This window comes from Kitasatospora sp. NPDC023120 (assembly GCF_055560835.1).
The window spans coordinates 38,680-62,282 of sequence record NZ_JBVHHY010000001.1 but is presented as its reverse complement, the minus strand read 5'-3'; the positions used below and the strand labels follow the sequence as shown (position 1 = coordinate 62,282).

Annotated in this window: 26 protein-coding genes and 3 pseudogenes; 19 read left to right on the top strand and 10 right to left on the bottom strand. The window is 72.0% G+C overall.

What is annotated here, in order from left to right:
- Positions 1-63: 63 nt before the first annotated feature.
- Together ACZ3TI_RS00315 and ACZ3TI_RS00310 are read right to left on the bottom strand one after the other, a co-directional pair.
- Entirely contained in the window at positions 64-330 is a 267-nt protein-coding gene (locus ACZ3TI_RS00315; RefSeq protein WP_363571382.1) for a UBP-type zinc finger domain-containing protein, read from the bottom strand.
- 59 nt (positions 331-389) lie between these two features.
- Positions 390-1,262 (bottom strand): helix-turn-helix transcriptional regulator, encoded by an 873-nt coding sequence (locus ACZ3TI_RS00310; RefSeq protein WP_465721711.1) that lies wholly within the window; start codon positions 1,260-1,262, stop codon positions 390-392.
- Positions 1,263-1,449: 187 nt separating this feature from the next.
- Between ACZ3TI_RS00310 and ACZ3TI_RS00305 the strand changes: the two genes are divergently transcribed.
- Complete coding sequence (locus ACZ3TI_RS00305; RefSeq protein ID WP_465721709.1) at positions 1,450-2,211, top strand: SDR family oxidoreductase; 762 nt, start codon at positions 1,450-1,452, stop codon at positions 2,209-2,211.
- 58 nt (positions 2,212-2,269) lie between these two features.
- Positions 2,270-4,918, top strand: coding sequence for a lysylphosphatidylglycerol synthase domain-containing protein (locus ACZ3TI_RS00300; RefSeq protein ID WP_465721707.1), 2,649 nt, complete (start codon positions 2,270-2,272; stop codon positions 4,916-4,918).
- Positions 4,919-4,932: 14 nt separating this feature from the next.
- On the opposite strand, the gene ACZ3TI_RS00295 is transcribed toward ACZ3TI_RS00300, so the two are convergent.
- Positions 4,933-5,136 (bottom strand): hypothetical protein, encoded by a 204-nt coding sequence (locus tag ACZ3TI_RS00295; protein ID WP_465721705.1) that lies wholly within the window; start codon positions 5,134-5,136, stop codon positions 4,933-4,935.
- Positions 5,137-5,619: 483 nt separating this feature from the next.
- On the opposite strand from ACZ3TI_RS00295, the gene ACZ3TI_RS00290 reads away from it, so the two are divergent.
- The 7 genes and pseudogenes from ACZ3TI_RS00290 (at position 5,620) to ACZ3TI_RS00260 (ending at position 12,107) form a co-directional block, all read left to right on the top strand.
- Complete coding sequence (locus ACZ3TI_RS00290) at positions 5,620-6,264, top strand: class I SAM-dependent methyltransferase (protein WP_465721703.1); 645 nt, start codon at positions 5,620-5,622, stop codon at positions 6,262-6,264.
- Positions 6,261-6,848 (top strand): TrmH family RNA methyltransferase, encoded by a 588-nt coding sequence (locus ACZ3TI_RS00285; protein WP_465721700.1) that lies wholly within the window; start codon positions 6,261-6,263, stop codon positions 6,846-6,848. Before ACZ3TI_RS00290 ends, ACZ3TI_RS00285 begins: the two co-directional genes overlap by 4 nt.
- A 126-nt stretch (positions 6,849-6,974) precedes the next feature.
- A complete protein-coding gene (locus tag ACZ3TI_RS00280) occupies positions 6,975-7,871 on the top strand; it encodes an ABC transporter ATP-binding protein (RefSeq protein ID WP_465721698.1) in 897 nt (298 codons plus the stop codon).
- A complete protein-coding gene (locus ACZ3TI_RS00275; protein WP_465721695.1) occupies positions 7,865-9,508 on the top strand; it encodes an ABC transporter permease in 1,644 nt (547 codons plus the stop codon). Before ACZ3TI_RS00280 ends, ACZ3TI_RS00275 begins: the two co-directional genes overlap by 7 nt.
- A 43-nt stretch (positions 9,509-9,551) precedes the next feature.
- Positions 9,552-9,743, top strand: coding sequence for a DUF2398 family protein (locus tag ACZ3TI_RS00270; protein ID WP_465722490.1), 192 nt, complete (start codon positions 9,552-9,554; stop codon positions 9,741-9,743).
- Positions 9,718-10,269: pseudogene (locus tag ACZ3TI_RS00265) on the top strand (TIGR02678 family protein); the annotation flags it as partial. The gene ACZ3TI_RS00270 and the pseudogene ACZ3TI_RS00265, both read left to right, overlap by 26 nt.
- A complete protein-coding gene (locus tag ACZ3TI_RS00260) occupies positions 10,266-12,107 on the top strand; it encodes a TIGR02680 family protein (protein WP_465721693.1) in 1,842 nt (613 codons plus the stop codon). The pseudogene ACZ3TI_RS00265 and the gene ACZ3TI_RS00260, both read left to right, overlap by 4 nt.
- Positions 12,108-12,368: 261 nt before the next feature.
- Here ACZ3TI_RS00260 and ACZ3TI_RS00255 read toward each other — a convergent pair whose 3' ends face one another.
- From ACZ3TI_RS00255 to ACZ3TI_RS00235, 5 genes and pseudogenes are all read right to left on the bottom strand, one after another.
- Entirely contained in the window at positions 12,369-12,806 is a 438-nt protein-coding gene (locus tag ACZ3TI_RS00255; RefSeq protein WP_465721690.1) for a DUF488 domain-containing protein, read from the bottom strand.
- Entirely contained in the window at positions 12,803-13,417 is a 615-nt protein-coding gene (locus ACZ3TI_RS00250; RefSeq protein ID WP_465721688.1) for a DUF488 domain-containing protein, read from the bottom strand. The genes ACZ3TI_RS00255 and ACZ3TI_RS00250 overlap by 4 nt, the downstream gene beginning before the upstream one ends.
- The gene (locus ACZ3TI_RS00245) at positions 13,414-14,112 is read right to left on the bottom strand and encodes a dual OB domain-containing protein (RefSeq protein WP_465721686.1); all 699 of its coding nucleotides are present in this window, start codon (positions 14,110-14,112) and stop codon (positions 13,414-13,416) included. Before ACZ3TI_RS00245 ends, ACZ3TI_RS00250 begins: the two co-directional genes overlap by 4 nt.
- Before the next feature lie 135 nt (positions 14,113-14,247).
- Positions 14,248-14,574: pseudogene (locus ACZ3TI_RS00240) on the bottom strand (transposase); the annotation flags it as partial.
- A 93-nt stretch (positions 14,575-14,667) separates the two neighbouring features.
- Positions 14,668-14,943, bottom strand: a pseudogene (locus tag ACZ3TI_RS00235) (alkaline phosphatase family protein); the annotation flags it as partial.
- Positions 14,944-15,517: 574 nt separating this feature from the next.
- On the opposite strand from ACZ3TI_RS00235, the gene ACZ3TI_RS00230 reads away from it, so the two are divergent.
- Positions 15,518-15,952, top strand: coding sequence for a GntR family transcriptional regulator (locus tag ACZ3TI_RS00230; RefSeq protein ID WP_350744690.1), 435 nt, complete (start codon positions 15,518-15,520; stop codon positions 15,950-15,952).
- Positions 15,953-15,958: 6 nt separating this feature from the next.
- Entirely contained in the window at positions 15,959-16,510 is a 552-nt protein-coding gene (locus tag ACZ3TI_RS00225) for an HD domain-containing protein (protein ID WP_465721684.1), read from the top strand.
- Here ACZ3TI_RS00225 and ACZ3TI_RS00220 read toward each other — a convergent pair.
- Both ACZ3TI_RS00220 and ACZ3TI_RS00215 read right to left on the bottom strand, forming a co-directional pair.
- A complete protein-coding gene (locus ACZ3TI_RS00220; protein ID WP_465721682.1) occupies positions 16,507-16,980 on the bottom strand; it encodes an NUDIX hydrolase in 474 nt (157 codons plus the stop codon). The two genes, ACZ3TI_RS00225 and ACZ3TI_RS00220, sit on opposite strands and share 4 nt — an antisense overlap.
- Complete coding sequence (locus ACZ3TI_RS00215) at positions 16,977-17,747, bottom strand: helix-turn-helix domain-containing protein (protein ID WP_465721680.1); 771 nt, start codon at positions 17,745-17,747, stop codon at positions 16,977-16,979. The genes ACZ3TI_RS00220 and ACZ3TI_RS00215 overlap by 4 nt, the downstream gene beginning before the upstream one ends.
- A gap of 710 nt (positions 17,748-18,457) precedes the next feature.
- Between ACZ3TI_RS00215 and ACZ3TI_RS00210 the strand changes: the two genes are divergently transcribed.
- The 8 genes from ACZ3TI_RS00210 to ACZ3TI_RS00175 all read left to right on the top strand — a co-directional run bounded on the left by ACZ3TI_RS00210 (position 18,458) and on the right by ACZ3TI_RS00175 (position 23,498).
- The gene (locus tag ACZ3TI_RS00210) at positions 18,458-18,706 is read left to right on the top strand and encodes a hypothetical protein (protein WP_465721678.1); all 249 of its coding nucleotides are present in this window, start codon (positions 18,458-18,460) and stop codon (positions 18,704-18,706) included.
- Positions 18,706-19,086: a WhiB family transcriptional regulator gene (locus ACZ3TI_RS00205; protein ID WP_465721676.1), complete on the top strand. Its 381-nt coding sequence runs from the start codon at positions 18,706-18,708 to the stop codon at positions 19,084-19,086. Before ACZ3TI_RS00210 ends, ACZ3TI_RS00205 begins: the two co-directional genes overlap by 1 nt.
- Before the next feature lie 73 nt (positions 19,087-19,159).
- On the top strand, positions 19,160-20,176 hold the full coding sequence (locus ACZ3TI_RS00200; RefSeq protein ID WP_465721674.1) for a DUF2637 domain-containing protein: 1,017 nt from the start codon (positions 19,160-19,162) through the stop codon (positions 20,174-20,176).
- Complete coding sequence (locus ACZ3TI_RS00195; RefSeq protein WP_465721672.1) at positions 20,173-20,535, top strand: hypothetical protein; 363 nt, start codon at positions 20,173-20,175, stop codon at positions 20,533-20,535. The genes ACZ3TI_RS00200 and ACZ3TI_RS00195 overlap by 4 nt, the downstream gene beginning before the upstream one ends.
- A gap of 65 nt (positions 20,536-20,600) precedes the next feature.
- A complete protein-coding gene (locus ACZ3TI_RS00190; RefSeq protein WP_465722489.1) occupies positions 20,601-20,906 on the top strand; it encodes an RRQRL motif-containing zinc-binding protein in 306 nt (101 codons plus the stop codon).
- Between the two features lie 53 nt (positions 20,907-20,959).
- Positions 20,960-21,388, top strand: coding sequence for a hypothetical protein (locus ACZ3TI_RS00185; RefSeq protein ID WP_465721670.1), 429 nt, complete (start codon positions 20,960-20,962; stop codon positions 21,386-21,388).
- 23 nt (positions 21,389-21,411) lie between these two features.
- Entirely contained in the window at positions 21,412-21,675 is a 264-nt protein-coding gene (locus ACZ3TI_RS00180) for a hypothetical protein (protein WP_465721668.1), read from the top strand.
- Between the two features lie 98 nt (positions 21,676-21,773).
- A complete protein-coding gene (locus tag ACZ3TI_RS00175) occupies positions 21,774-23,498 on the top strand; it encodes a DUF5585 domain-containing protein (RefSeq protein WP_465721666.1) in 1,725 nt (574 codons plus the stop codon).
- Positions 23,499-23,603 lie beyond the last annotated feature (105 nt).

Genomic DNA, 23,603 nt, shown 5'->3' with positions numbered 1-23,603 from the left:
GTCCGGATTTTATCCGGGTTGCGCCCCGGTGCCACCGCGGGAGAGCGACCCGAAGCGCCTACCTCAGCCCATCACCTCGTGCACGAAGCACCAGCGCCAGTCCTCCCCCGGCTCGTACGAGCGGATCACCGGGTGGGAGGTGTTGTGGAAGTGCGCGGTGGCGTGCCGCTGCGGCGAGAAGTCGCAGCACCCGATGTGGCCGCAGTCCAGGCAGATCCGCAGGTGCACCCAGTCCCGGCGGCCCTGCGCGAGGCAGTCGGCACAGCCGTCGGCGGGCGGAAGCGGCTCGATGTCCTGAGGGGCCAGAGCGAGGTCTTCGCAGGCGCTCATGAGTGCAGGCTAAGCCGCCCCGGGCGGTCCCGCCCGCCCGGCCCGGCTGCGGGCGGCACTCAGGAGACGCCGGACGCCTCGGACGCCGCCCCCGGAGCCGTCCAACTCGCCAGCAGCGCCAGTTTCTGGGCGGTCGGCGAGCCCACCGGGGCGGTGTAGACGACCAGGAGCTGGTCCGGCGAGCCGTTGACGCCGAGGGTCTCGTAGCCGAACTCCAGGTCGCCGACCAGCGGATGCCGGACCTGCTTGACCCCGTGGGTCTTCTCCCGGACCAGGTGGTCCGCCCAGAGTCGGCGGAACTCATCGCTGCGCACCGACAGTTCGCCCACCAGGGCGCTCAGCGCAGGGTCCTCCGGGTGCAGCCCGGCGTCCCGGCGCAGATAGGAGACGGTCTCGGCGGCGACGGCGTCCCAGTGCCGGTAGTAGTCCCGGGCCGCCGGGTCGAGGAAGGCGTGCCGGGCCTGGTTGGGCGGGCTGTCCGTACGGGTGGAGAAACCGTTCACCGCGTCGCCCAGGGCGTTCCAGGCCAGGACGTCCATCCGGCGGCCCAGGACGAAGGCCGGCACCTCGGTCATCAGGTCCAGCAGCAGCCTCGTCCCCGGGCGGACCTGCTGCCGCGCCCGTCCCCGCCCGGCGGTGGCAGCGGCCCCGGTCGGGGCCTTGGGCGGGCGGGCGAGCGAGCGCAGGTGCGCCGCCTCCACCTCGTCCAGCCGCAGCACCCGGGCCACCGCGTCCAGCACCGCGTCCGAGGCGCTGCCGCCCCGGCCCTGCTCCAGCCGCACGTAGTAGTCCACGCTGACGCCCGCGAGCTGCGCCACCTCCTCCCGGCGCAGGCCCTGCACCCGGCGGCGGCCGTGCGAGGGCAGGCCCACCTCCTCCGGCAGGATCCGGGCCCGGCGCGAGCGGAGGAAGTCCCCCAGGGTGTTCTCCATGCCCGGCAGGTTAGCCCCGTACGGCAGGACGAGGGTGGTACTGCCGTTCCCAGGATGGGCCGTCCCCAGGATGGGCCGTCCCAGGAACGGGGGTCCCGGGAAAACCGCAGCCCTGGGTGGGGAGTCGCGACCGGCACAGAGTGGTCGACGTCAGCCCGACCGACCAACGGATCCCCTGGAGCCCCCGATGAGCCTCGCCTCCCTCGCCACCCGCACCGCCGTCGTCACCGGAGCCGCCAGCGGCATGGGCGCCGCCACCGCCCGGACGCTCGCCGCCCAGGGCACCCGGGTCGCCCTGCTCGCCCGCCGCACCGAGCGGCTGGACGCGCTCGCCGCCGAGATCACCGCCGCGGGCGGGCAGGCGCTCGCCGTCACCGCCGACATCACCGACCAGACCTCCGTGGACGCCGCCGCCAAGACCGTCCACGACGCCTACGGGCAGGTCGACCTGGTGGTCAACAACGCCGGGGTGATGCTGCCCAACCCCCTCGCCGACGGCCGGATCGACGAGTGGACCCGCATGATCGACACCAACCTCACCGGCGCGCTGCGGATCGTCCGCGCCTTCACCGCCGACCTCACCGCGGCCGCCGCCGAGGGCCGCACCGCCGACCTGGTCAACGTCTCCTCGATCGCCTCGCACGTGGTCTTCCCCGACTACGCCGTGTACGGCGCCACCAAGGCCGCGCTCACCCAGCTGTCCGCCGCCCTGCGCACCGAGCTCGGCCCGCGCGACGTCCGGGTCAGCGCGATCGAGCCCGGACTGACCGACACCGAGCTCGGCGGGCACATCGACAACCCGGTGCTGCGCGAGCAGCTCGGCGGCATGTTCGACGCCATCCCGGCGCTCACCGCCGAAGACATCGCCGACCTCGTCGCGTTCACCGTCAGCCGCCCCCGGCACGTCAACCTGCGCCACCTCGTCGTCCTGCCGACCCGGCAGGCGTAGAGCCCGTCCTACGGCGCCCCCGCCCGGCGGCCGCGGGCGGCATGGGAGCATGCCAACCGTGGCGATCGTGACGGGGAGAACGAGCGGCGACACCGACGGGGGCGACACGGACGGTGTGCCCGCGCAGCGGAACGGCGGGGCGGGGACGGCGGGCAACGGCGTGGCGAGCAGTGACGTGACGAGCGGTGGCGCGGCAAGCGGTGACGTGACGAGCGGTGCCGTGCCCGGCAGTGGCGCCGCCCGCATACCCGGGCACGCCGGACCGGGCCGGGTCCGGGCCCGACCGGTGCCCGCCACCGGGCGGATCCGGCAGCCCGTCGCGCTGATCCGGCTGCTCGGCGGCCTGTTCGCCGTCGCCCTCACCCTGCTGCTCGCCGACTACGCCCGGGCCACCACCGGCGGCATCGCCGCCGACGTCGCCGAGGCCGCCGCCCTGGTGCCGCGGCCGCTGGCGAGCCTGGCCGGCGGGCTGACCACCGCCCTCGTCCTGCTGCTGCCGGTCGGCCTCGCCGTGCGCCGACTGCTCGGACCCGACCGGCGGCGCGCCCTCCAGCAGGTCTCCGACGGGCTGCTCGCCGCCGTCCTCGCGTACGGCGCCACCCTCGGCATGGACCTGTGGGCCGACGGCCTCGCCCCGCACTCGCTGCTCACCGCGCTCACCCAGCCGCTGCCCGGGAACGTCCTCGGTCGCACCGAGCCGGTCTACGGCTACCTGGCCCCGGTCCTGGCGTTCATGACCGCCTCCGGCAGCCGCGAGCGCCGCCTGTCCTGGACCGTCCTCGCCCTCTACGGCCTCGCCGGACTGGCTGGCGGCTTCGCCACCCCCACCGCCCTGCTGCTCGGCCTGCTGATCGGCTGGACCGGTGCCCACGGCACCCTGTACGCGGTCGGCACCCCCGACCCCTGCCCGCGGCCCGGCGAGGTCCTGCGCGCGCTGCGCGACAGCGGCCTGCGCCCCGTCGACGCCCACCAGGCCGGGCCCGACCGCTACCGGGTCCGGCAGGCCGACGACCTGCCCGACCTGGACGTCCAGCTCCTCGACCGGCAGGCCGTCACCGCCGCCGCCGTCCAGCGCGCCTGGCGCCGGCTGCGCCTGCGCACCGCCCCCGACCCCCGCGTCCTGCGCTCCCCGCGCACCGGCCTGGAGCACGAGGCCCTGGTCACGTACGCGGCCCTGGCCGCCGGCGTGCGCACCCGCGGCATCGCCGCCACCGCCGGCCTCGGCCACGACACCGCGCTCATCGCGTACGAGCGGCTGGCCGGCCGCACCCTGGACCAGCTCGCCGACGAGGAGATCACCGACGAGCTGCTCACCGACGCCTGGCGCCAGCTCGCCCTCCTCCAGCGCCGCGAGATCGCCCACCGCGCCCTCGTCCCCTCCTCCCTGCTGGTGGACGACTCCGGCGCGGTGCACCTGGTCGACTTCGCCGACGGCGACATCGCCGCCACCGAACTCGTCCTGCGCTGCGACATCGCCCAGCTCCTGACCACCCTCGCCCTGCGCACCGGCGCGGCCCGCTCCGTCCGCACCGCCACCGCCGTCCTCGGCCCCGACCCCGTCGGGGCCGCCCTCCCCCTGCTGCAGCCCATCGCCCTCACCCACACCACCCGGCGCGCCCTCAAACGCCACGCGAAACCCGCGGCCCGGACCACCGGCGGCCCCACCGCCCCCGCCGAAACCGTGCCCGCAGCCCCCGGCGGCCTCCTGGAGGAGATCCGGGCGGAGGCCCTGCGGGCGCGGCCGCAGGTGGTGGGGCGGCCGGTGCGGCTCGAGCGGGTGCGGCCGCGGACGCTGCTGGCCGTCGTGGGCGGGGTGGTGGCCGGGTGGCTGCTGATCCCGCAGCTGTTCGCGGCGGAGGACAACCCGGTCTCCGCCCTGGCGGACGCCGATCCGTGGTGGCTGCTGCTGGCCCTCGCCGCGGCTGCGACCAGCCACGTCACGGCGGCGATGGGCTTCGTCGGCTTCGTTCCCGAGCGGCTGGACTTCCGCAACGCGGTGCTGGCACAGGTGGCCGGGTCGTTCGTGAAGCTGGTGTCGCCCGGCGGGGTCGGCGGGGTCGCGCTGAACACCCGGCTGCTGCAGCGGGCCGGGATCCCGACGGCGCAGGCGCTGTCCAGCGTCGGCGTGGGGACGCTGATCGGGCTGGTGCTGCACCTGCTGCAGCTGGGGGCCTTCGTCTACCTGCTGGACATGCAGCCGGGCGGCTCCGAGCTGGACGCGCTGCCCGCGGTGGTGGGCGGGCTGGCGGGGGCGGCGGTGCTGCTCGCGGTGGTGTCGGCGATCCCGGCGGCCCGGCGCTGGCTGGCGGCGCGGCTGCGCCCGTTGACGACCGAGGTGCTGCCGCGACTGCTGGACCTGCTGCGCAGTCCGGCTCGGCTGGCGGTCGGGGTGGCCGGGCAGCTGCTGGTGTCGATCTGCCTGATCTCCTGCCTGTACTGCTGTGCCCGGGCGATCGGCCGGGAGCCGTCCTTCGCCTCGGTCGCCGTGGTGTTCCTGGTGGGCAACGCGGCGGGCAGCGCGGCGCCGACCCCGGGCGGGGCCGGCGCGGTGGACGGGGCGCTGATCACGCTGCTGCAGCAGACCGCGTCGATGGAGAAGGGCGGTGCGCTGGCGGCGGTGGCGCTGTACCGGCTGCTGACGCTGATCCTGCCGGTGCTGCCGGGCTGGGCCGCGCTGGCCTGGCTGCAGCGCCGACGCGCGCTGTAGCAGCCGTCCGGCGGCTACTCCCGGTACTCGTCCTCGTCCAGCTGGACGACCCGGGTCTGCTCCGCGACGTCCGCGACGTCGGTGGCCGGGTCGGCGCCGAGGGCGCGGCGCTCGGCGACCTCGTCGTACTCGTCCTCCTGGGACGCCTCCTCGTCGGACTCGACGGTCTCGGCGGTCTCGTCGATCAGGTAGTCCTCGTGATCCTGATCCTGCGGCATGGCATCCGTCCTCACTGTTCGGAGGCTCCCACGGGCCCGGGTGGCGGTACTGGCAGTATCCGCCGCCCGGCGCCCGGGCGCGACGCGCCGGGGTCGGCCCGGCGTGTTGCCGGGAGCCCGGTGCCGCCCGGCCCCGACGCCCTGGTTGACCCATGGAACACGGCTCCGAACGACCCGGGAAGCGGGTGCATTCCGCTCCTCGGCGGCGGGGTGCCGGACGCGGTGTACGCCCGGGCCGCCGCGCACTTCGCGGAGGCCGAGCCGGCGCAGCCGATCTCGGTCCGCCTCACCGTCAACGCCTGGAACCGCGTCAACGCGGCCACCCGCAGGACCTCCGGCGCCGTCCGACCGGAACGCCCGCCGAGCCGCCGGGGGTACGATCGGTGCCGTACGAAGGGCCGACCCACACCCTCCCGGTGGCCCCGAGGCCCATACGAACGACGGCCCTTCACGGCCGACGGCCCTTACGAACGACGGGGAATCATGTCCGGCTCGCACTACTTCTCCGGTGCACCCGAGGTCGCCAGCGACCGCCGGCCGATCACGGTCTCCCTGCCGGACCTCACCCTGGAACTGACCACCGACACCGGGGTGTTCTCCCGCAGCCGGCTCGACCCCTGCACCCGGATCCTGCTGGAGCACGCCCCGGCGCCGCGGGTGCGCGGCCCGATCCTGGACATCGGCTGCGGCTACGGTCCGATCGCGCTGACCTGGGCGAGCCGGCGCAAGCGGCTGCCGGTCTGGGCGGTGGACGTCAACGAGCGCGCCCTGGATCTGGTCCGGCTGAACGCCGAGGCCCTGGGGCTCGGCAACGTCCGGGCCGCCCTGCCCGACGAGGTCCCCGAGGACCTCCGGTTCGCCACCATCTACTCCAACCCGCCGATCCGCATCGGCAAGGCCGCGCTGCGCCGACTGCTCACGCACTGGCTCGACCGGCTGACCCCGGACGGCTCGGCGTTCCTGGTGGTGCAGAAGCACCTGGGCTCGGACTCGCTCCAGAAGTGGCTGAACGAGCAGGGCTACCCCACCACCCGGGTCACGTCGGTCAGCGGGAGCCGGATTCTGGAAGCGCGGCCCCGCCCCGAGGTGGGCGAGGGCTCCGAGAATGGACGAGGTACGACGTCGTGAAGCAGCTGCGCGGGACCGAACTGAAGCGTCTGCACCGCTCGTGGCGGCGCAGCAACGAGTTCCGGCTCGCGATGATCCTGGAGAACCTGCAGTCGCCGTTCAACGTCGGCTCGGTGGTCCGGACCGGGGCGGCGATGGGCGCCGAGAAGCTGTACCTGACCGGGGACACCCCGTCGGTGCGCTCGTCCGGCGCGCAGAAGGCCGCGATGGGCACCGACAAGTACCTGAAGGTGGAGCACTTCCCGACCGTCGCCGAGGCGGTGGCGGCGGCGAAGGCGGACGGCTTCAAGGTGGTCGGCCTGGAGCTGGCGGACGAGGCGGTGCCGATGTTCGCCGCCGAGCTGACCCCGGCGGTGGCCTTCGTGCTCGGGCACGAGGACCGCGGGATCACGCCCGAGGCGCTGGCGCTCTGCGACCAGGTGGTGTTCGTGCCGCAGCTGGGCCGGGTCGGCTCGCTGAACGTGTCCGCCGCCGCGACGGTGGCCTGCTACGAGGCGCGCCGCCAGGGGTACGCGATCAGCGGCACCCCGGACGGCGACCTCGCCGGTGACCTGGCGGGCGACCTCGGGGGCGACGAGGACTGAAGCGCGTGAACGGCGGGAGGGGTGTGCCGAAAGGCCCACCCCTCCCGCCGTTTCCGCCCGGAAACCCCGCGCATATCTGCCGAACGGCAGATGTGCGGACGGGCCCCGCCCGGAAGCATTCCGTGCGTGACCGAACTCCGGATCCTCGACCTGACCAAGGAGTACCGCGGCGGCAGGCGCGCGGTGGACTCCTTCTCGCTGACGCTGCGGCCCGGCGTGCTCGGCCTGCTCGGCGCCAACGGCGCCGGCAAGTCGAGCCTGATGCGCATCCTGGCCACCGTCACCCGGCCCACCTCGGGCCGGGTGCTCTGGGAGGGCGTCGACATCGCCCGGCGGCCCGGGCCGCTGCGCCGCGCCGTCGGCTACCTCCCGCAGGATTTCGGCGTCTACCCGCAGCTCACCGCCCGTGAGTTCCTCGACTACCTGGCCGCCGCCAAGGGGATGCGGCGGCGCACCGCGAAGGCCCGGATCGACGAACTGCTCGCCCTGGTCAACCTGTCGGGCGCGGGCGGGCAGCGGCTCGGGGCGATGTCCGGCGGGATGCGCCAGCGGGTCGGCATCGCCCAGGCGCTGCTCAACGACCCGGCGCTGCTGATCGTGGACGAGCCGACGGTCGGGCTGGACCCGGAGGAGCGGTTGCGCTTCGGCAGCCTGCTGAGCGGGCTCGGCGCCGACCGGATCGTCGTCCTGTCCACCCACATCGTCCCGGACGTGGCCGCCACCGCCGACCGGATCGCCGTCATGGGGCACGGTCGGCTGCTGCACCACGGCACCCCGGAGGAGCTGCTGGGCCGGGCCGAGGGCTCGGTCTGGGAGCTGACCGTCGGGGCGGAGCAGCTCCCGTCGCTGCGTTCGCGGTTCCTGCTCGGCGGCACCACCCGCACCCCGCAGGGCGTCCGGGCGCGGGTGCTGTCCGGGCAGCGGCCCGCACCGGAGGCCCAGCCCGTCACACCCCGGCTGGAGGACGCGTACCTGCTGCTCACCGCCGCCCCGGCCGCCGCCGAGGAGGTGCCGGCGTGGTGACGCGCATCGGGGCGCTCGCCCTGGCCGACTTCCGGGAGCGCCGACGGCGGCCCGGCTACCTGGTCGTGCTGCTCGGCACGCTCGCCCTCGGGCTGCTCGCAGCGCCGGTCGGCGACTCCCGCTGGCAGGTGTTCCAGGTGACGGACCTGCACGGCCGCTACACCAGTGGCTACGTGGGGACGGTGACGGCGCTCGGCGGCGCGGTCTGGCTCTCGCTGGCGGGCTTCGGCGTCGCCCGCGGGGCGATCCCCCGGGACGAGCAGAGCGGCGTCGGCCGGCTGCTCGCCGCCACCCCGATCAGCCGGACCGCCTACCTGGCGGGCAAGTTCGGCAGCAACCTGCTGCTGTTCGGCTCGATGCTGCTCGCCCTGGCCGGGACGGCGCTCGGGGTGCAGCTGCTCAAGGGCGACTCGGACCGGGTGGACGTGGTGCGGCTGCTGCTGCCGTACGTCCTGATCACGGTGCCGCTGCTGGCGGTGGTGGCCGGGTGCGCGGTGCTCTTCGACACCCTGCCCGGGCTGCGCGGCGGGCTGGGGGCGATGGTCTGGTTCGCGGTCTGGCTGGTCCTCGTACTGGGCGCGCAGACGGGCGGCGGGCTGGACCTGCTGGGCATGCGGCGGATCACCGCGTCGATCCGCGAGGTGCTCGCGGCGGGCGGGCGACCGGTCGACGGCGTGGAGTTCGCGGTCGGGCTGACGGCGGACAACCGGGTGCTCGGCACCTTCGACTGGCCCGGCCTGGGCCCGGGCGAGGCGGGCGGACCGGCCGCGACGGGGCTGCTGCTGACCGCGGCGGCGGCCGGGATCGCGCTGCTCGGGGCGCTGTGGCTCCGGCGCTTCGACGGGCCGCAGGCACGCCCCGGAACGGGGGGCACGGCGGAGCTCCGCCCGGGCGTGACGGGGGTACGCCCGGGCGGACGGGCCGGCGGATCCGCCCGGGAGGCGGGTGGCGGAACGGCGCCGGAGGCCGGACCGGCCGCCTTCGCCGTGGATCCGGCCCGGCTGACCCCGGCCCACCGGGGCGACTCGGTGCCCGGACAGGCGCCGGGGCGGTCCCTGGCCTCGCTCGCCGGTGAGCTGCGGATCCTGGTCCAGGGGCAACGGTGGTGGTGGGCCGGGGCCGCCGTGATCGCGGCGGCGGCGCTGAGCGTCGCGCCGGACGGGCCGAGCCACGCGGTGCTGCCGTTCGCGGTGCTCTGGCCGGTGCTGCTCTGGTCCCGGATGGGCCACCGCTCGGGCGGCGGCAGCATCCGCGAACTGCTGGGCGCCTGCCCCTCTCCGCTCCGCCGGGAGCTGGCCGCCCTGCTCGCCGGGATCGTCCCGGCGCTGGCGGTGGTGGCCGGGTCGGCGGTCCGGCTGCTGGGCGCCGGGGAGTCCCGGGCCGCCGCCGGCGCCCTGGCCGGAGCGCTGCTGGTCCCCGCCCTGGCCATGCTCTGCGGCACCGTCAGCCGCGGGCCCCGGCTGTTCCAGACCCTCTACCCACTGCTCTGGTACGGGATGGTCAACCACGTCGGCGGGCTGGACTTCCTCGGCGTCTCCGGGGATCGCGCCCCGGCCCCGGTGGCGGTCGCCGGCCTCGCCGCCGCCCTGGCGCTGGGCTCGCTCGCGGTGGGCGCGATACGCCAGGCCACCCGGTGAGCGGGGGGTTCCGCCATCCGTCCGGCTGCTGCTGGAGTGGGGGGTGCTGCACCGCGTGGCGGGCGACGAGGAGGCGTACCTGTCGGAGGCGTCCAACGACGTGCTCTACGACGTTCGCCGCCGCGTCCTGGCCACGCTGCTCGCCGCGACCCGGGGGCCCGTCCACCGTCGCGGCCGTCGACCCGGACCAGCGTCTCGCCGCGCTCACCGCCGAGGTCGCGCCGGACACCGATGAGCTGCGGCTCCGCGCGCTGCGCCACCGGCTGACCCGCCAGCTGCTGGACGATCCGGTGGTGTACTACGCGGAGTTGCCCGAGGACGAGCGCGCCTACCTGGTCTCCCAGCGCCACGCGATCACCCGCCGGATCACCGAACTCACCGGCCTGGTCGCAGAGTTGCGCACCGAGGGGATCGCCATGTCGGATCCGGACGACGAGCTCACCGACGTCCGGATGCCCGAGCAGGGCACTGACGGCCACGCCACCCTGCTGGTCGCCGCACACCTCGCCACCGCCGACGGCCCCCGCACCGAGCCGCAACTCGTCGAGCTGGTACGGCAGCTGGCTGTGCAGCACCGCTCGTACTGGCGCAAGACCGCCGCCGAGCCGGCAGCCGCGGCCGGGTTGCTCGCCCAGGCTCTGGACCGGCTGGCCGCCCTCGATCTCATCACCCGCGACGGCGACTCGGTCACCGCCAAGCCCGCGCTGGTCCGATACGCCCTGGCCGCCCCGACCATCCGAAAGGCCCGCTCCCGCCCATGACCCTGCCGCAGCCCACCAAGAACCGCTGGCAGCCACTGCGCGCGGGGCTCGTCGACATCTTCTACTACGACGCCGAGGAGTTCCGCTTCCACGACGGGCGGCTGCTGCTGCGCGGCAACAACGGCACCGGCAAGTCGAAGGTGCTCGCCCTCACCCTGCCCTTCCTGCTCGACGGTGAACTCGCCGCTCACCGCGTCGAACCGGACGGCGACCGCGCCAAGCGCATGGAGTGGAACCTGCTGCTCGGCGGAAAGCACCCGAACGACGAACGCACCGGCTACACCTGGCTGGAGTTCGGCCGGATCGACGAGGACGGACGACCGCAGTACCGGACCATCGGCTGCGGTCTGAAGGCGGTCAAGGGCCGCGGCATCGCCAAGCACTGGTTCTTCACCACCACCCTGCGCATCGGCCCCGATCTGCCACTGCTGTCCGTCACCCGCGTCCCGTTCACCCGGGAGCGGCTGCGCGACGCACTCCAGGGCCATGGCCTGGTGCACGACACCGCCGCCGAGTACCGCCGCGCCGTCGACGAGCAGCTCTTCGGCCTCGGCCAGGGCCGCTACGAGGCCCTGGTCAACCTGCTGATCCAACTGCGCCAGCCGCAGCTGTCGAAGAAGCCGGACGAGAAGCTGCTCTCCAAGGCGCTCACCGAGGCCCTGCCGCCACTCGATCCGGCCCTGGTCGGCGAGGTCGCCGAGGCGTTCCGCGGCCTGGACGAGGAGCGGCACGCCCTGGAAGCGCTGGCCGAGGCGTCCGGCGCCGCCGCCAACTTCCTCTCCCACTACCGCCGTTACGCGCAGATCGCCGCCAAGCGGCAGGCCGGCGTGCTGCGCGTCACCCACAGCCGGTACGAGCACCTCGGCCGCGACCTCGGCGAGGCCGAGACCGAACACGCCACCGCCGAAGAACAGTTGACGCAGGCGGAAGCCCGTCTGGAAGAGCTGGAGGACAGCCGCGCAACCCTGGCCGCCACCCGTGACGCCCCGAACCGCAGCCCGGAGATGGACGCCGCCCGCGAGCTGGAACAGGCTGGAAAGACCGCCGAAGCGTTGCGCGCCGCCGCCGACGACCGCGCCGACGCCTGCCGCACCGCCCGCCGCCAGACCGACGACTGGCAGCGCCGCGCCGCCGGCGCGCACACCCAGCACGACATCGACCAGGCCGCCCTCACCGAGGCCGACTCGGCCGCCCGGCGGGTCGCCGAGGAAGCCGGCGTCGACCACGCGGCCGTGGCCGAGACCCTGGAACGGGACCGCGCGCCGTTCCCGGAGACCCGCAGGGTCGGCGAGCGCGCCGTCGAACGTCGCCGCCAGACCGTCGCCGGCCTCACCACGCTGCTCTTGGCCGCCGAGCGGGCCCATGGACGGGCCCTCGCCGCGCAGGCCGAAGCCGCCCGCCGCGCCGCCGATCTGGAGGCCGCCCGGGAACGTGCGGCCGAGGCCGGGCAGGCAGTCACCGAGCGGGGCACGGACCTGCGGCGAGGTGCGGGAAGGATCGGTCGCCGACATCACCCAGGCCCCGCAATACCAGCCTGGTCGACCTGCTCGCCGACACGATCCACCTGGCGATCCTCGCGGACGCCGGATTGGGCGCCCAGACCTGAGGCCAGGTGGCTCATGGCCCACCGCGAACGGGCCCGCTTCGAACACTCCTCACGCCGAATGCCGGTCGAGCACGGCATCGCCCATCTGGAGAACTGGCGCACCCTTGCCCGACACCACCGCCGCAGTGACCACCTGCCCGACACCATCCGAGCCGTAGCCGGACTCCTATCGGACCAACAAGCTATGCACAAGCCCAAGTTGATGGCGCTCCCGGCAGGCCGAGCCGCGTGATCGAGAAGGCCAGGCTCTCCCAAGCACGGGCCACGGCTAACCATGAACGAGGTCGTAAGGGGTACCGATCAAGCTGCGCGTGCTCAGCCGGCGGCCGCGTGCTTCAGCCGTGGACGAGACGAGGGCCCGGCCGGACGGGCGGTGACTGCTCGCCGCCGCCCACAACGCCCACTGGCACGGGTGCGCGGCGAGGCCACGGAGGGGCCGCGCGGGCGGGAACGGCGGTCGAGGCCATGGGCCCTGGGCTTGGACTACCACCGCTCACACCAGGTGCTCGATCGTGACATCTCCCCACTGCTCTGCGAGGTATTCCGCGACCAGCCGGCGGTGGCAATGCTGTGCATTGTCTTCACTGCAGAGCAGGACTGCATTGTCAAGCGCTTCTCGTCGGACGACATCCTCAATCTGACGAACTTTCATCAACTCGAGGAAGCGCTCTTCGTAGGCCGCCCAGCCAACACTCCGCTTCTTGTAGGCGTCGAGCAGGTCCTGAGTCGGGGCAAGCTCGGTACGATGAGCGTACTGCGCACCGCAGATCTCACCCAGGAAGTATCTCAGATCATCACGCTTAGCAAAACCGGAAAGCTGCGAGACATTGTTAAGTCGAACATCAATCAGCGCTGCCACTTCAGCTTCGCGCAACAGACCGAAGAACTTCTCGGCCGACTTCTTCGTGAACCCAATGGTGTAGATTTTCATCTTCCAGGCATCCTGTCGATGCGAAGTTCCTCATTGACATACGCGATCCGCTGTTCCTGACGGTCGAGAGCTTCTTGGAGGCGCTCGGCCGAGGTCCGGAACAGGTCTTCCTGATCCAGGTCAAATTTGACCATTAGGCGCCACATTACCGAGGCATGGTCTTCGACATGCCCATCGCCATAAATGTGTTCAACAGCGATCCCAAACCTTTCAAGGGCTCGCGCGACAAGCACGCAACGATGGCAGTCGAGTGGTTCCTGTTCAGTACACATGACGGCGATTCGCTCGCTCTGCGCACCCTTCTGCAGGCGCTTAATGCCATTGATGAAATTCGGGGTCCGGGCAAGAAGGTCGTACTGCACTCGTCCGTCGACATAGCAAGTGAGGTCTTCGGTGCGCGCACCAAGCTCCTTTCCCAGGAAGACGTACTTGATATCGACGCCGGACAGGCTACGCTCCAAAGCGTGTCGATTGAAATGGGGCGCGAATCGACTGACGGGCATCGACCGCACATCTGCAACCGCAGTGACTGCATGCTTCTGCAGTAGGCCCAGGAAGGATGAGATGTCGTGCACGGAGTGACCGACAGTGAATACTGTATTAGGCTTCATGGTCTACTACTCGCTCGGATCTTCGCTCGTTCGATAATAGCCGCCAACAATTTGTAAACATGACCTTCATACGGCTCGCCGAGGCTCACCGTAAGGAAGGCTTCACTCAGCTCGTAAACCCCTTCCGGCTTGGCTAGGTATTCCGCTTCATATATTGGGTCGGTAACCCGTAGCATATATTGATTTCCTGCATGAGAGAAGCGGGCGCGCAGGACTGGCCGCCGATCTCCGAACATCGCCCCGGGGGTGTGCACTTGTAGCGTCAGGCCCGTGACGCGTATAAGCTTGAGCGAGTCAGGTAGAGCGACTGCCTCTTCGGTCGGGATGCGGTCATTGATGCCGTTGTATGTGTTATCCCCGTTGAGCCACAGAGTGCTGGGGCGCTGCTCCAGCCTCATCAATTCACTCCACCCTACCCGACCGACCTTCTCCCAATAGAAACCGGAATCAAGGAGCCAGTTCTCACTCTGGAAGTCGCGCGGCTGAGGCCGGTGAAGCGGGACTAAGACAATATCGAGGATATTCGGTTCTGTTTCATCTTTGTACAAGCGTTCGCCAGCGGAGACTTCGCGATTCGGGCGGGCACTGACCGGGCGGACCCACTCTCCTGATGCGTCGTCAACCATTCCTGCCACACGCCGGCCGGAAAGCTTTCGGGAATTTGCCAGACACACGAGCTTCTTTATCAGTGCCATGTGTACCCCAAGTCTGATGCATCGACCCCCTGCGTGACGGAAGCGTAGCGCACGGACCGTACCGTGAAAGGTGAGAACTCTAGAAGAGCAGGCCGTAGTTGATGACCACTCAGATTGAACTCGCGATGTCGGTGGTCAGGTTGGGGCGATGATCAGGCCGGTCTCGGCGAGGCAGCCGTCGATGAGGTGGGGGCGGTACTGGATCTTCCGTAGGCCGCGCCTGACTGTCCGAACGAGGTGGGTCGGGTCGGCGAAGGCGACGTTCGAGAGGAAGCCTCGCCGCAGGAGTGACCAGATCCCCTCGACCGGGTTGAGGTCCGGAGCGTAGGCGGGCAGCTGGTAGACGGTCAGCCAGTCCTGGGCTGCGATGAACTCCTTCATCCCGGCGGTCAGATGGGTGTTCAGGTTGTCCCAGACCATTACGGTCGGGCCGTCGAGCTGATTGTGGGCCGCGACGGTCAGGGCGGGCTCGACGGACCGGCTGCTGGCAGGTCCAGCCGTTGCGCCGCGACAGCTTCCACACACCCTGGACCGTGTAGAAGCCCGGTACTCGTCGGTAACCACCGTCCGCTCGGGGATCCATGCGGAGATCGCGAGTGTGGGGGATGCGCACGCCGGAGCGGCCGAAGGCGAAGCCGAACTGTCCCGGGCTGGCCGCCGGGTCGGGAGGTGCGGCCGGTGGCGGGGCACGTGGTCGTAGGTGCCGCAGTGTTCGTCGAAGGTCACCAGAAGCGTGGTGTTGAGGTGGTTCGAGCCGTTCGCCGTCGAGGAGCGGATCACGTGGTACATCCGGGCGAGCAGTTCCTCGCCGGCGATCAGTGAGGAGGGCATGTCCATGGAGATAGTGCCGGGGTCGGTGATGCCCTTTTGCTCGGCCGCCGCCTCGAAGAGGACTTCGGCCGGCGGGTGCATGTCGTTGTGGGCGTGCCCGATGACCTGCGGTTCACGATGAGTGGCGAAGGGGATGACAACGCAACGCCCACGTTCCGCCGGCGCGAGCCTCGAGGCAGGCCAGCTCACGCATCGCTCACGCAAGCAAACCCGCGGCACCACCACCGTGTGCCTCTGCGCACACCGGATAACAGAAAAGGCCAGGTCAGACATTGTCTGACCTGGCCTTCCTCTGAGCCGCCTGCGGGATTCGAACCCGCGACCTACGCATTACGAGTTTGCCCAATCACCGTCCGTGGTCGTCCATGCTCGTCCGGACCGCAGGTCAGCGGACCGCGCGGGACCGAAGCGGATCGTCACGGACGCAGTGGACTGAGACCAGAACTGAGACCGGGCGCCTGACCAGCCCCGCCAGCCCAAGGCCGCCAAGATGGGCAGGCGGCCTGGAGGCTGGCAGCCCTCCCCCGGAATCGTTCATCCTGTCTAGGTATCGACCTAGAGAAGGGAGCGGCCAGTGCCCGAGCGGAGCCCGCGCGGTACCTACCTGCGGATCGCCGATGCGCTACGGACCAAGATCAGCGGAGACTCCACGGTGACGGCGCTTCCCTCTGAGGCGGAGCTGATGGAGGAACACGGCGTTGCCCGCACCACGGTGAAGCGCGCTCTCGACGTCCTCGCGGCAGAGGGCCTGATTCGGTCGCAGCCCGGCGTCGGATGGGTTGTCGGACGCGCCGAGCCCAAGGTTCCGGTGCTCGACCAGCTCACTGCCCTCGCCCGCAAGCTCGACGTTGGGGCCGTCTTCCCCTCGGAGAAAGAACTCACCGAGCACACCGGTGCAGCGAGAGGTACCGTCCGACGCGCCCTCGCGCAGTTGGAAGGCGCCGGGGTCCTCGAAGTGCGCCACGGAAAGGGCCGAACCATCCGCGCCCTGCCCGCCAATCACACCTAGGAGCAGATGCCCGTGTGGGCCTACGACCTTGCCGAGTCCCTGCTGTCCACCGACCTCCCCCGCCGCTGGGCCCACTCCAAGGGGGTGGCCGGCAAGGCGCGCGCCCTGGCTGGGATCCTCGGCCCGGACGCCGAGCTGCTGGAGTCCGCAGCCGTCCTGCACGACGTCGGTTACTCGCCGCGGATCGTCGACACCGGGTTCCACCCGCTCGACGGCGCCCGGTTCCTCCGCGCGGAGAACGTGGACGAGCGCGTCGTGCGTTTGGTCGCCCACCACTCCTGTGCCCTGCTTGAAGCCGAGGAACGGGGCCTTCGCCGGGAGTTGGAGGCGGAGTTCCCGCTGGAGGAACCCCACTTGGTCGACGCGCTGATCTACTGCGACATGACCACCACTCCGGACGGCACGCCGACGACGACACCCAACCGGATCGCCGAGATCGTGGGCCGGTACGGCCCCGACAGCGTCGTCGGCCGGTTCATCCGGCGCGCCGAGCCGGAGATCGATGAGGCAGCGCGGCGGGTCGAGGGCCGGCTGCTCCAGATCGGCACGTCGGCCTAGCCGATGTACGGCTCCGTGCGGTCCGATGCCAAGCCGTGCTGAATCCGCAGCCGCATGGACGGGTGAATGTCCAGGTCGTTGAGGTCCGCCGGGTCCACCCAGCGGACCTCTTTCGACTCCGAACTCGTCCGCAGGACGCCACCGACAGGGCGTGCCCGGAAGCAGATGGAGAACTGCTGCCGGACCTCCCCGTCGTCGTAGGCCATGACGTGACCAGGATCCGTGTAGAGGCCGACGACCGCAGCCACCTCGACGTCGATCCCCGTTTCCTCCCGGACCTCGCGAACCACGGTGTCCGCCACGGACTCGCCGATGTCGTGCCCGCCGCCGGGGAGAGCCCACAGGTTGTTGTCCGTCTTGTGGATCAGCAGCAGCCGCCCATCGGTGTCCGTGACGACGGCGGTAACGGAGGGCACAACGGAGTTCGCCGGCGGGGCAGCCGGGTCATGGAAGTAGTCGATGCGGCTCACGCGGCCTCACTTTCAAGATGTGGCGAGGTGATGGCCCGGGAGCTCTCCCAGATCCGTTCGATGCTCGCCGCGTACGTGCTGAACAGCTCTCCGCCGGGCACCTGGGAAAGGTGCATCACCGGCGCCAGATAGGCGCCGACACCGTAGACGTGTCCGTTGACGAGCAGGTCGTCATCGGCTCGATAAAGCGAGTTGTAGAGCGTCGTCGAGTGGAGCCGGAACTCGACTCCAGGAACGCCAAACAGCGGCGCGTAGTTGGCGAGCGCGTTGCGAATCTTGCCCGCCATCGCCGGGCCGATCCCCTCATCCTCGCCCCGCTGGGCCACGCCCACGCAGTCGGGGTCGCCCAGCATGAGCCGTACGGGCACGCCAGCCTGCGCTTTCTCCCGAACGAGGCGGAAAAACAGCGGATCCTCCGAGAGCCAGAATCCGGCGTACACCACCAGGTCGAAGTGCCGCATGGACCTCGCGTAGAGGGACGTCCACAGCTCTTTCGGCACGACCGCGCGGTGCGGGTACAGCTTCACCAACTCGGCCCGGCCGGCTTCCGCTGCCGCGCTACTGGTCTGCTCGTCCGGCCAGAGGTCCGACAGGTCTCGCTGCAACAGGTTGGCGAGCGCGTACTGGAAACGCCGGTACGGTCGGCGCTCGTCCTTGGCCTCCACCCAGCGCTCGACGGTCCGCGGGCTCACGCCGAGACGCTCCGCGATCTGCTCAATCTTCAAGCCGCTGCCGAGGATTGCCCCTCGCAGCCTCTCATTGGCCATCCCGCCCTCCCCTGGACGATGGTGCGGCGCTTGGACGATCCGGGACGACTTCGACCGTAGCGAAGTCGGACCGTAGCCGTCCAGATGCGCCGTGTTCCGACAGGGCCGGAGAGCCGAATCTATTGATGCGCGGCCGGGACTCACCGGCCGAACCAAGCGAAGGACTTGACGAAGCGTCGGCTTCTCGGCATCGTAAGAGACATGTTCAACATGTCTCGCATCGCGAGGCTGGCGAACTGACAGCCCTTCTTTGGGCTGCTCTGAACTGCGCAAACGCGCCTGTCGGAGTGGTGCAACAGCCCCTCCAAAGGGGCGTCTGTGAGCTGAGGCGGAGGACGCTGCAATCTCCGCAAAGGCCAGGGGATAGGGGTTCGGCAAGGTCCGGCCCTGACTGGCGAGGTGGCCCGGCGACCGCGAGCAACGGCCGGAGAGTGGGGGCGTGGCCCCCCTTGCAGTGAGTTTCCCTGCCCGCTCGACCGAAGGAGGTGCCCCGATGAACCCGATCGACCACAAGAGACATAGGTCGCCTCGCCAGGCCATCTGCCGGTGAGGCGTCGACCAGCGATCACGGTGCCCGGCGTCTCGCCGCTTCGGCGGAGGTACGTCGGGTCCGCGCGGACGCTCGTCGGCGTTCGGCCCCAACACGGCTGCGGTCCCGGTGCTGGAACACCGGGACCGCTCAGGGCCGTCCGAGTGAAGGAACACGACCCATGAAACTGATTGTCGCAGGCCAGGATGCCGCAACGCCGGACGAGTTCGCGGAACTCGCGCTCGGCTTCGGCATCGACGCCGAGCTGTTCACCGGCACCGAGAACGAGACCCCCAAGGACCGGCGGGCCCGGCTCGACGCCGCGCGGGAGATCCTGCGGGACCTGGACGGGCCGGCGGCCCGGTTCGCGTCCGCGCTGATGCGCACCGCCGAGCGCCGCCGGGTGCTGACTTGGAAGGCGGCGGCGTGATGGCACAGCTGCACACCCTGATCACCGGCGCGACCCACACGCCGCACCGCACGGCCCGCCCGACGGCCACCGTCCTCGCCGAGTACCACCCGGACGGAGACGGCGACCTGCGCGGCGCGGCCTGCGTCGGCACCGACACCGAGCTGTTCTACCCCGACCCCGAGGAGATCGGGGCCGAGGCCGCCGCGTGGGCCGAGCGCCGCGCCAAGATGATCTGCGCCGGGTGCCCGGTCCGCACGATGTGCCTGGAACTCGCGATGGAGCGGTTCGAGAAGCACGGAGTCTTCGGCGGGCTGACCACCGCCGAGCGCACCGCGCTGCACCAGCGTCGCCTGCGGGCCACCGCTCGCAAGCGCCGCGCCGCCGGGGGTGCTCACTGATGAACACCCCGATGCTCACCGTGCTCACGACGCGCTCACCGCGCCCCGGGTGGTGGTCGCGGTGAAGGCGCCGATGAGCCCAGACCAGATCCGTTCGGCGGAGCGGGCGTTGGCCGTGGGGACGTGGACGATCACGCTTGGCGCGGTCCTCTACAGCGTGCTCACGGTGACTCCGCTGATGTCCGGACACACCCCGAATGGGTGGCAGTGGACGGCCCCGATCCTGCCGCTGGTCGTGGACGCGGCGGTGGTGATCGTGATCCGCATGGACAGCACGCTCGCCCGCCTCGGGGGCGAAGGCGGCCGGTGGCCGGTCGTGCTGCGCTGGATGACCGGTGTCATGACGGTGCTGCTCAACGTGGGTCTGTCCGCCCTGGACCGCGATGCGGTCGGGGTGGCGGTCCACGCGGTGGCGCCGCTGCTGCTGATCGTCACGGCGGAGACCTCTCTCGCCTACCGGCGGGCGATCGCCGCCGCGCTGGCTGCCCGTGAGGCCCGTGAGCGCGATGAGCGGGCTGAGCGCGAGCGTCGCCAGGAGGAGCGCCGTCGGCAGGAGCGCGAGGACCGGTTGGCCGAGTACGCCCGGGTCGAGCAGCGCGAGCGTGAGCGCCGTGAGCACGAGGAGCGGATGGCCGACAAGCAGCGTGAGCACGAGGAGCGGATGGCCCGCCAGGAGCGGGAGGAGCGGGCCCGCCGTGAGGCCGCCGAGCGCGAGGAACGGCAGCGCAAGGAGGAAGCCGAGCGGCGGGAGCGTGAGCGCCGTGAGCGCGAGGCGAGCGAGCGTGAGCGCGGTGAGCGCGAGCGTGAGCAGCACGCTCGGCGGGGGGCCGAGCAGCTGCGGCAGGAACTCCTGTCCGCGCCTGCGGCGACCGAGCGCCTGCCCGAGGACCAGGCCCGGATGATCGCTGAGACCGCTGCGAAGCTCAGCATTCCGCAGCGCCGGGCGGTCGAGCTGACCGGCTGGTCGGCCGGATGGATCGCCAACCGCTACCGGGAGTTCAGCGCGGCCGGCCCGCTGCTCCCCGCTCTGCACGCCGTTCCCGCCGCCACCGAAGAGACCACCCGCGCCGCCGAGGAGCAGGCATCGTGATTACCAGCACCGACACCCGGCCGAGTGCCGACGCTCAGATCAAGGCGGCCGGCGTGCTGCTGTCCCTCCTGAGCGCCCACGCCGCCCTGCCCGCCCCGGCCGTCCAGCTGGAGCAGGTGCAGGTGCCCGGCACGTACGACTTCGAGTGGGGGCTGAACATCGCCCTGCACAGCGGTCTCGACCAGTTCGAGCAGTGGCGGCAGGCGCTCGGCGTCGACCCGGCCGCCATCGACCACCTCGCCAACGAGTCGGGCACGCTCGCCTGGCTGTCCTTCACCGGCTCCTACTGCGGGGTGCCGCTGAAGCTCATGGGGTTCTACGCTCCCCGCTTCGACGTCGCGCCGCCGGAGATGCCGTGAGCCGCCCCCGCCACTGGGACCCCGACGGCTCCCGCCACGGCGGCACGCCCACGTACCCGTGGCGCATGGCGCCGCGTGGCTTCTTCACCCGCCGTCAGCTGCGCGCCAAGGGCCTGCGGCCCGGCGGGCAGGACGTAGCCGCGCAGATCATGTGGCGCTCCCGCTTCGGCGGCACCCGCCCCGCCTACCTGTACCGGCTCGACCGGGCCAAGCCCGTGCGGCCGATGACCCCCGCGAAGGCCGCCGCCCTCGCCAAGGCCAACCAGGCGCGCCGCACCTGCCCCGCCTGCGGGCAGGACGCCGGCTACGTGCTCCCCGCGCACCTGGACACCTGCCCGACCTGCGCCGACGCCGCCAGCCTGGCGGCCTGACCCCTCCTGATCTGTTCTCCCGCCACCTGAGCAAGGGGATCCCTGTCATGACCATGAGCACCAGTCGCGCGGCCCGCTTCGCCGCCGCCTACGCCCTGCTGCGGTCGGCGGCGGACGTCGCGGACCACTGGGTCCAGAGCGACCACCAGGCCACCACCAAGGGCCAGGACGGGGCGGCCGGTCGCCGGGCCTGCGCCGCGCACGTCGCCTCGTACACCGCCGTCCAGGCCGCCGCGCTGCTCGGTGGTGCCCGTCTGCTGGGCCTGCGCCTGCGGCCCGCCCCGGTGGCCGGCGCGCTCGTGCTCAGCGCGGCCAGCCACTACGTCGCCGACCGGCGTGAGCCCCTGCGGCGCCTCGCGGACGCCACCGGCAAGGAGCGGTTCGTGCGCCTGGCGGACCACGGCATGAACGGCGGCTACCTGCTCGATCAGGCGTGGCACCACGCCTTCGAGACCTGCTCCGCCCTCATCGCCTCCGCCTGACTCATACCCCGGGAGCACCCGCCATGTCCGAGCAGATCATCCACAAGGACCGCGCCACCGGCCTGCCGGTCGGCACCGTCGCCGCGTTCCTCAACCTCAGCGCCGCCATGGTCACCCTCTACACCGACGGCGCCGACCAGTACGGCAGCTCCAAGGCCAGCTGGTTCTGCCTGGGCTGCGGCAAGCACAGCTACATCGCCAAGGAGCTGGGCGCCAGCCGCACCGAGGCCAACGCCCACGCCGGCGAGTGCCGGGCGATCCCGTGGCCGCAGGCCGACCTGGTCTGACCCGCTTCTCGGTTCCGGGACGGCCGCACAGCTTGCCGGCCAGGACGGCCGTCCCGGGCCCTTTCCACACCACATCGAAGTGAGGAAGGAAGCCCATCATGTCCGACACCCTCGCGTCGGCGCAGGCCAGTGCGGCTGCCGACGCCCAGATCCAGCCGCCCGCCGCGCCGGTTGCCCCGGCCCCCGAGCCGGGCGCCAGCAAACGGCGCGCGGAGCCGCGGTTGGAGCACACCCGGGGCGGTCTGCCAGCTGTTCCGCTCGCGGTGACCACGGCGAACAGCGTGGTCGGGCTGGCCTCGGCCGCCGCGTTGACCTCCGGCCCGGTGGTCGCCCTCGCCGCCACCGCCGGTACGGTCGCGACCAGCGCGATCGCCACCCGGGTGGCACGGCGGGCCGCCGTGAAGGCCGCCCAGCGCGCCGCCGCGACCACCCGCAGCAACAGCGGCGGCCAGCGGGCCCCGCACCTGTCGCTCGTCAAAACGCCCACCACACAGCGCGGTTCCACCCCGGCCACCAGCCCCGGGCGGTCCCGCACCGCCACCGGGACTGCCAGCCGCACAGGCGCCGGTCCGGTGGCCGTGCCGCGTCAGACCACCGCCGCCTCGGGTTCGCCCGCCCGGCCCGGGGCCGCGTCGCTGCGGTCGCCGGGCAGCACGGCCGGGCGAAACGGTGTCGGCCCGGTGCCGTCCGGGCCACGCGGCTCCGACACGGGTCGGAGCGGGGGCGTCGGGTCGGTGCTGAGGAAGGCGCCGGGCGCGGGCAAGAGCGCGCTGGGCCGTCTGGCCGCGCGGGCCGGTGAGGTGAAGGCGGTCCGGGCCGCCGACCGGGCGGCGATGCCCACGCGGTCCGAGCGCCGCACCCAGCAGAACGCGGCCCGGCGGCAGGTGGCCGATGACCGCCGTGCCGCCAAGGCCGCCGAGCGTGAGCGCACGGCCGGTCAGCGCGGCCCGGTCGGGCGGACGCTGGCCAAGCCCGCAGCCGCCGTGCGGCGCTCGCTGGACAGGGCCCGGGCCAAGGCCCGTACCGCCGCCGACCAGGGCGCCGAGCGCAAGGTGACGGACGCCCGCCGGGAGGCCCGTAAGGCCCCGGCCCGTCGCGAGGCGCGCAACAGGCTTCGCCGCTCCGCCGCCCGCTTCCACGGCCGGCGCCTGCTCGCCGCGCTGCTGGCCCTGCCGGTCGGCCTGATCGGCATGGTGACCACGCCGATCGGCCGCAAGCTCGGCTGGTCCTGGCTGATGTACCCCGGCCGCCGCCTCTACCGCCGCCTGGCCGGCAAGGCCGCCGAGCAGCGGGCCGAGCGCGACGCCGCGATCCGCCAGGAACTCGCCGACGCCGAGCAGGCCGTGGACGAGGCCATCGACAACGACGACCCGACCGGCGAGCAGGCCGTGGCCGACACCGTGCCGCGCGCCCCCAAGCACCACCAGCCCGCACACACCAGCCCTACCGCCCTGGGAGGCGACATGGCAAAGACCGGTCCCGGCTTCGACTTCTCCGAGGTCGCCTCGGAGATGTACGGCTCGGCGATGAACTACAACCCCGAAGGCATGATGCACGTCCTGGCCGCCTTCGAGGCCATGCCGGAGGGCCTGGAGTCCATCGCCAACACCTTCCGCGTCCTCGCGGAGCGCTCCGACGAGGAGTTCCCCCTGGACAAGGTCGTCGGGGAGGCCCTGAACGAGGTCTACACCCTGCTGATGACCGCCGTCAGCGCCTCCGAGGAGGTCGGCAAGGCCTTCCGCGGCGCCCACCAGGAGGACATCTCCCGCCACGAGAACCCCCGCAACGGCGAGGAGAAGTGGGACATCGTCAACAACCAGTAGCCCCAGCGTCAGAGAAGCACCACCACCGGGCCGCCCCGCCACCGCGCGCAGGGCGGCCCTCCCCATCCCCGCGCACCCGCCGACCACCCTGCTGCTGCCTGGAGT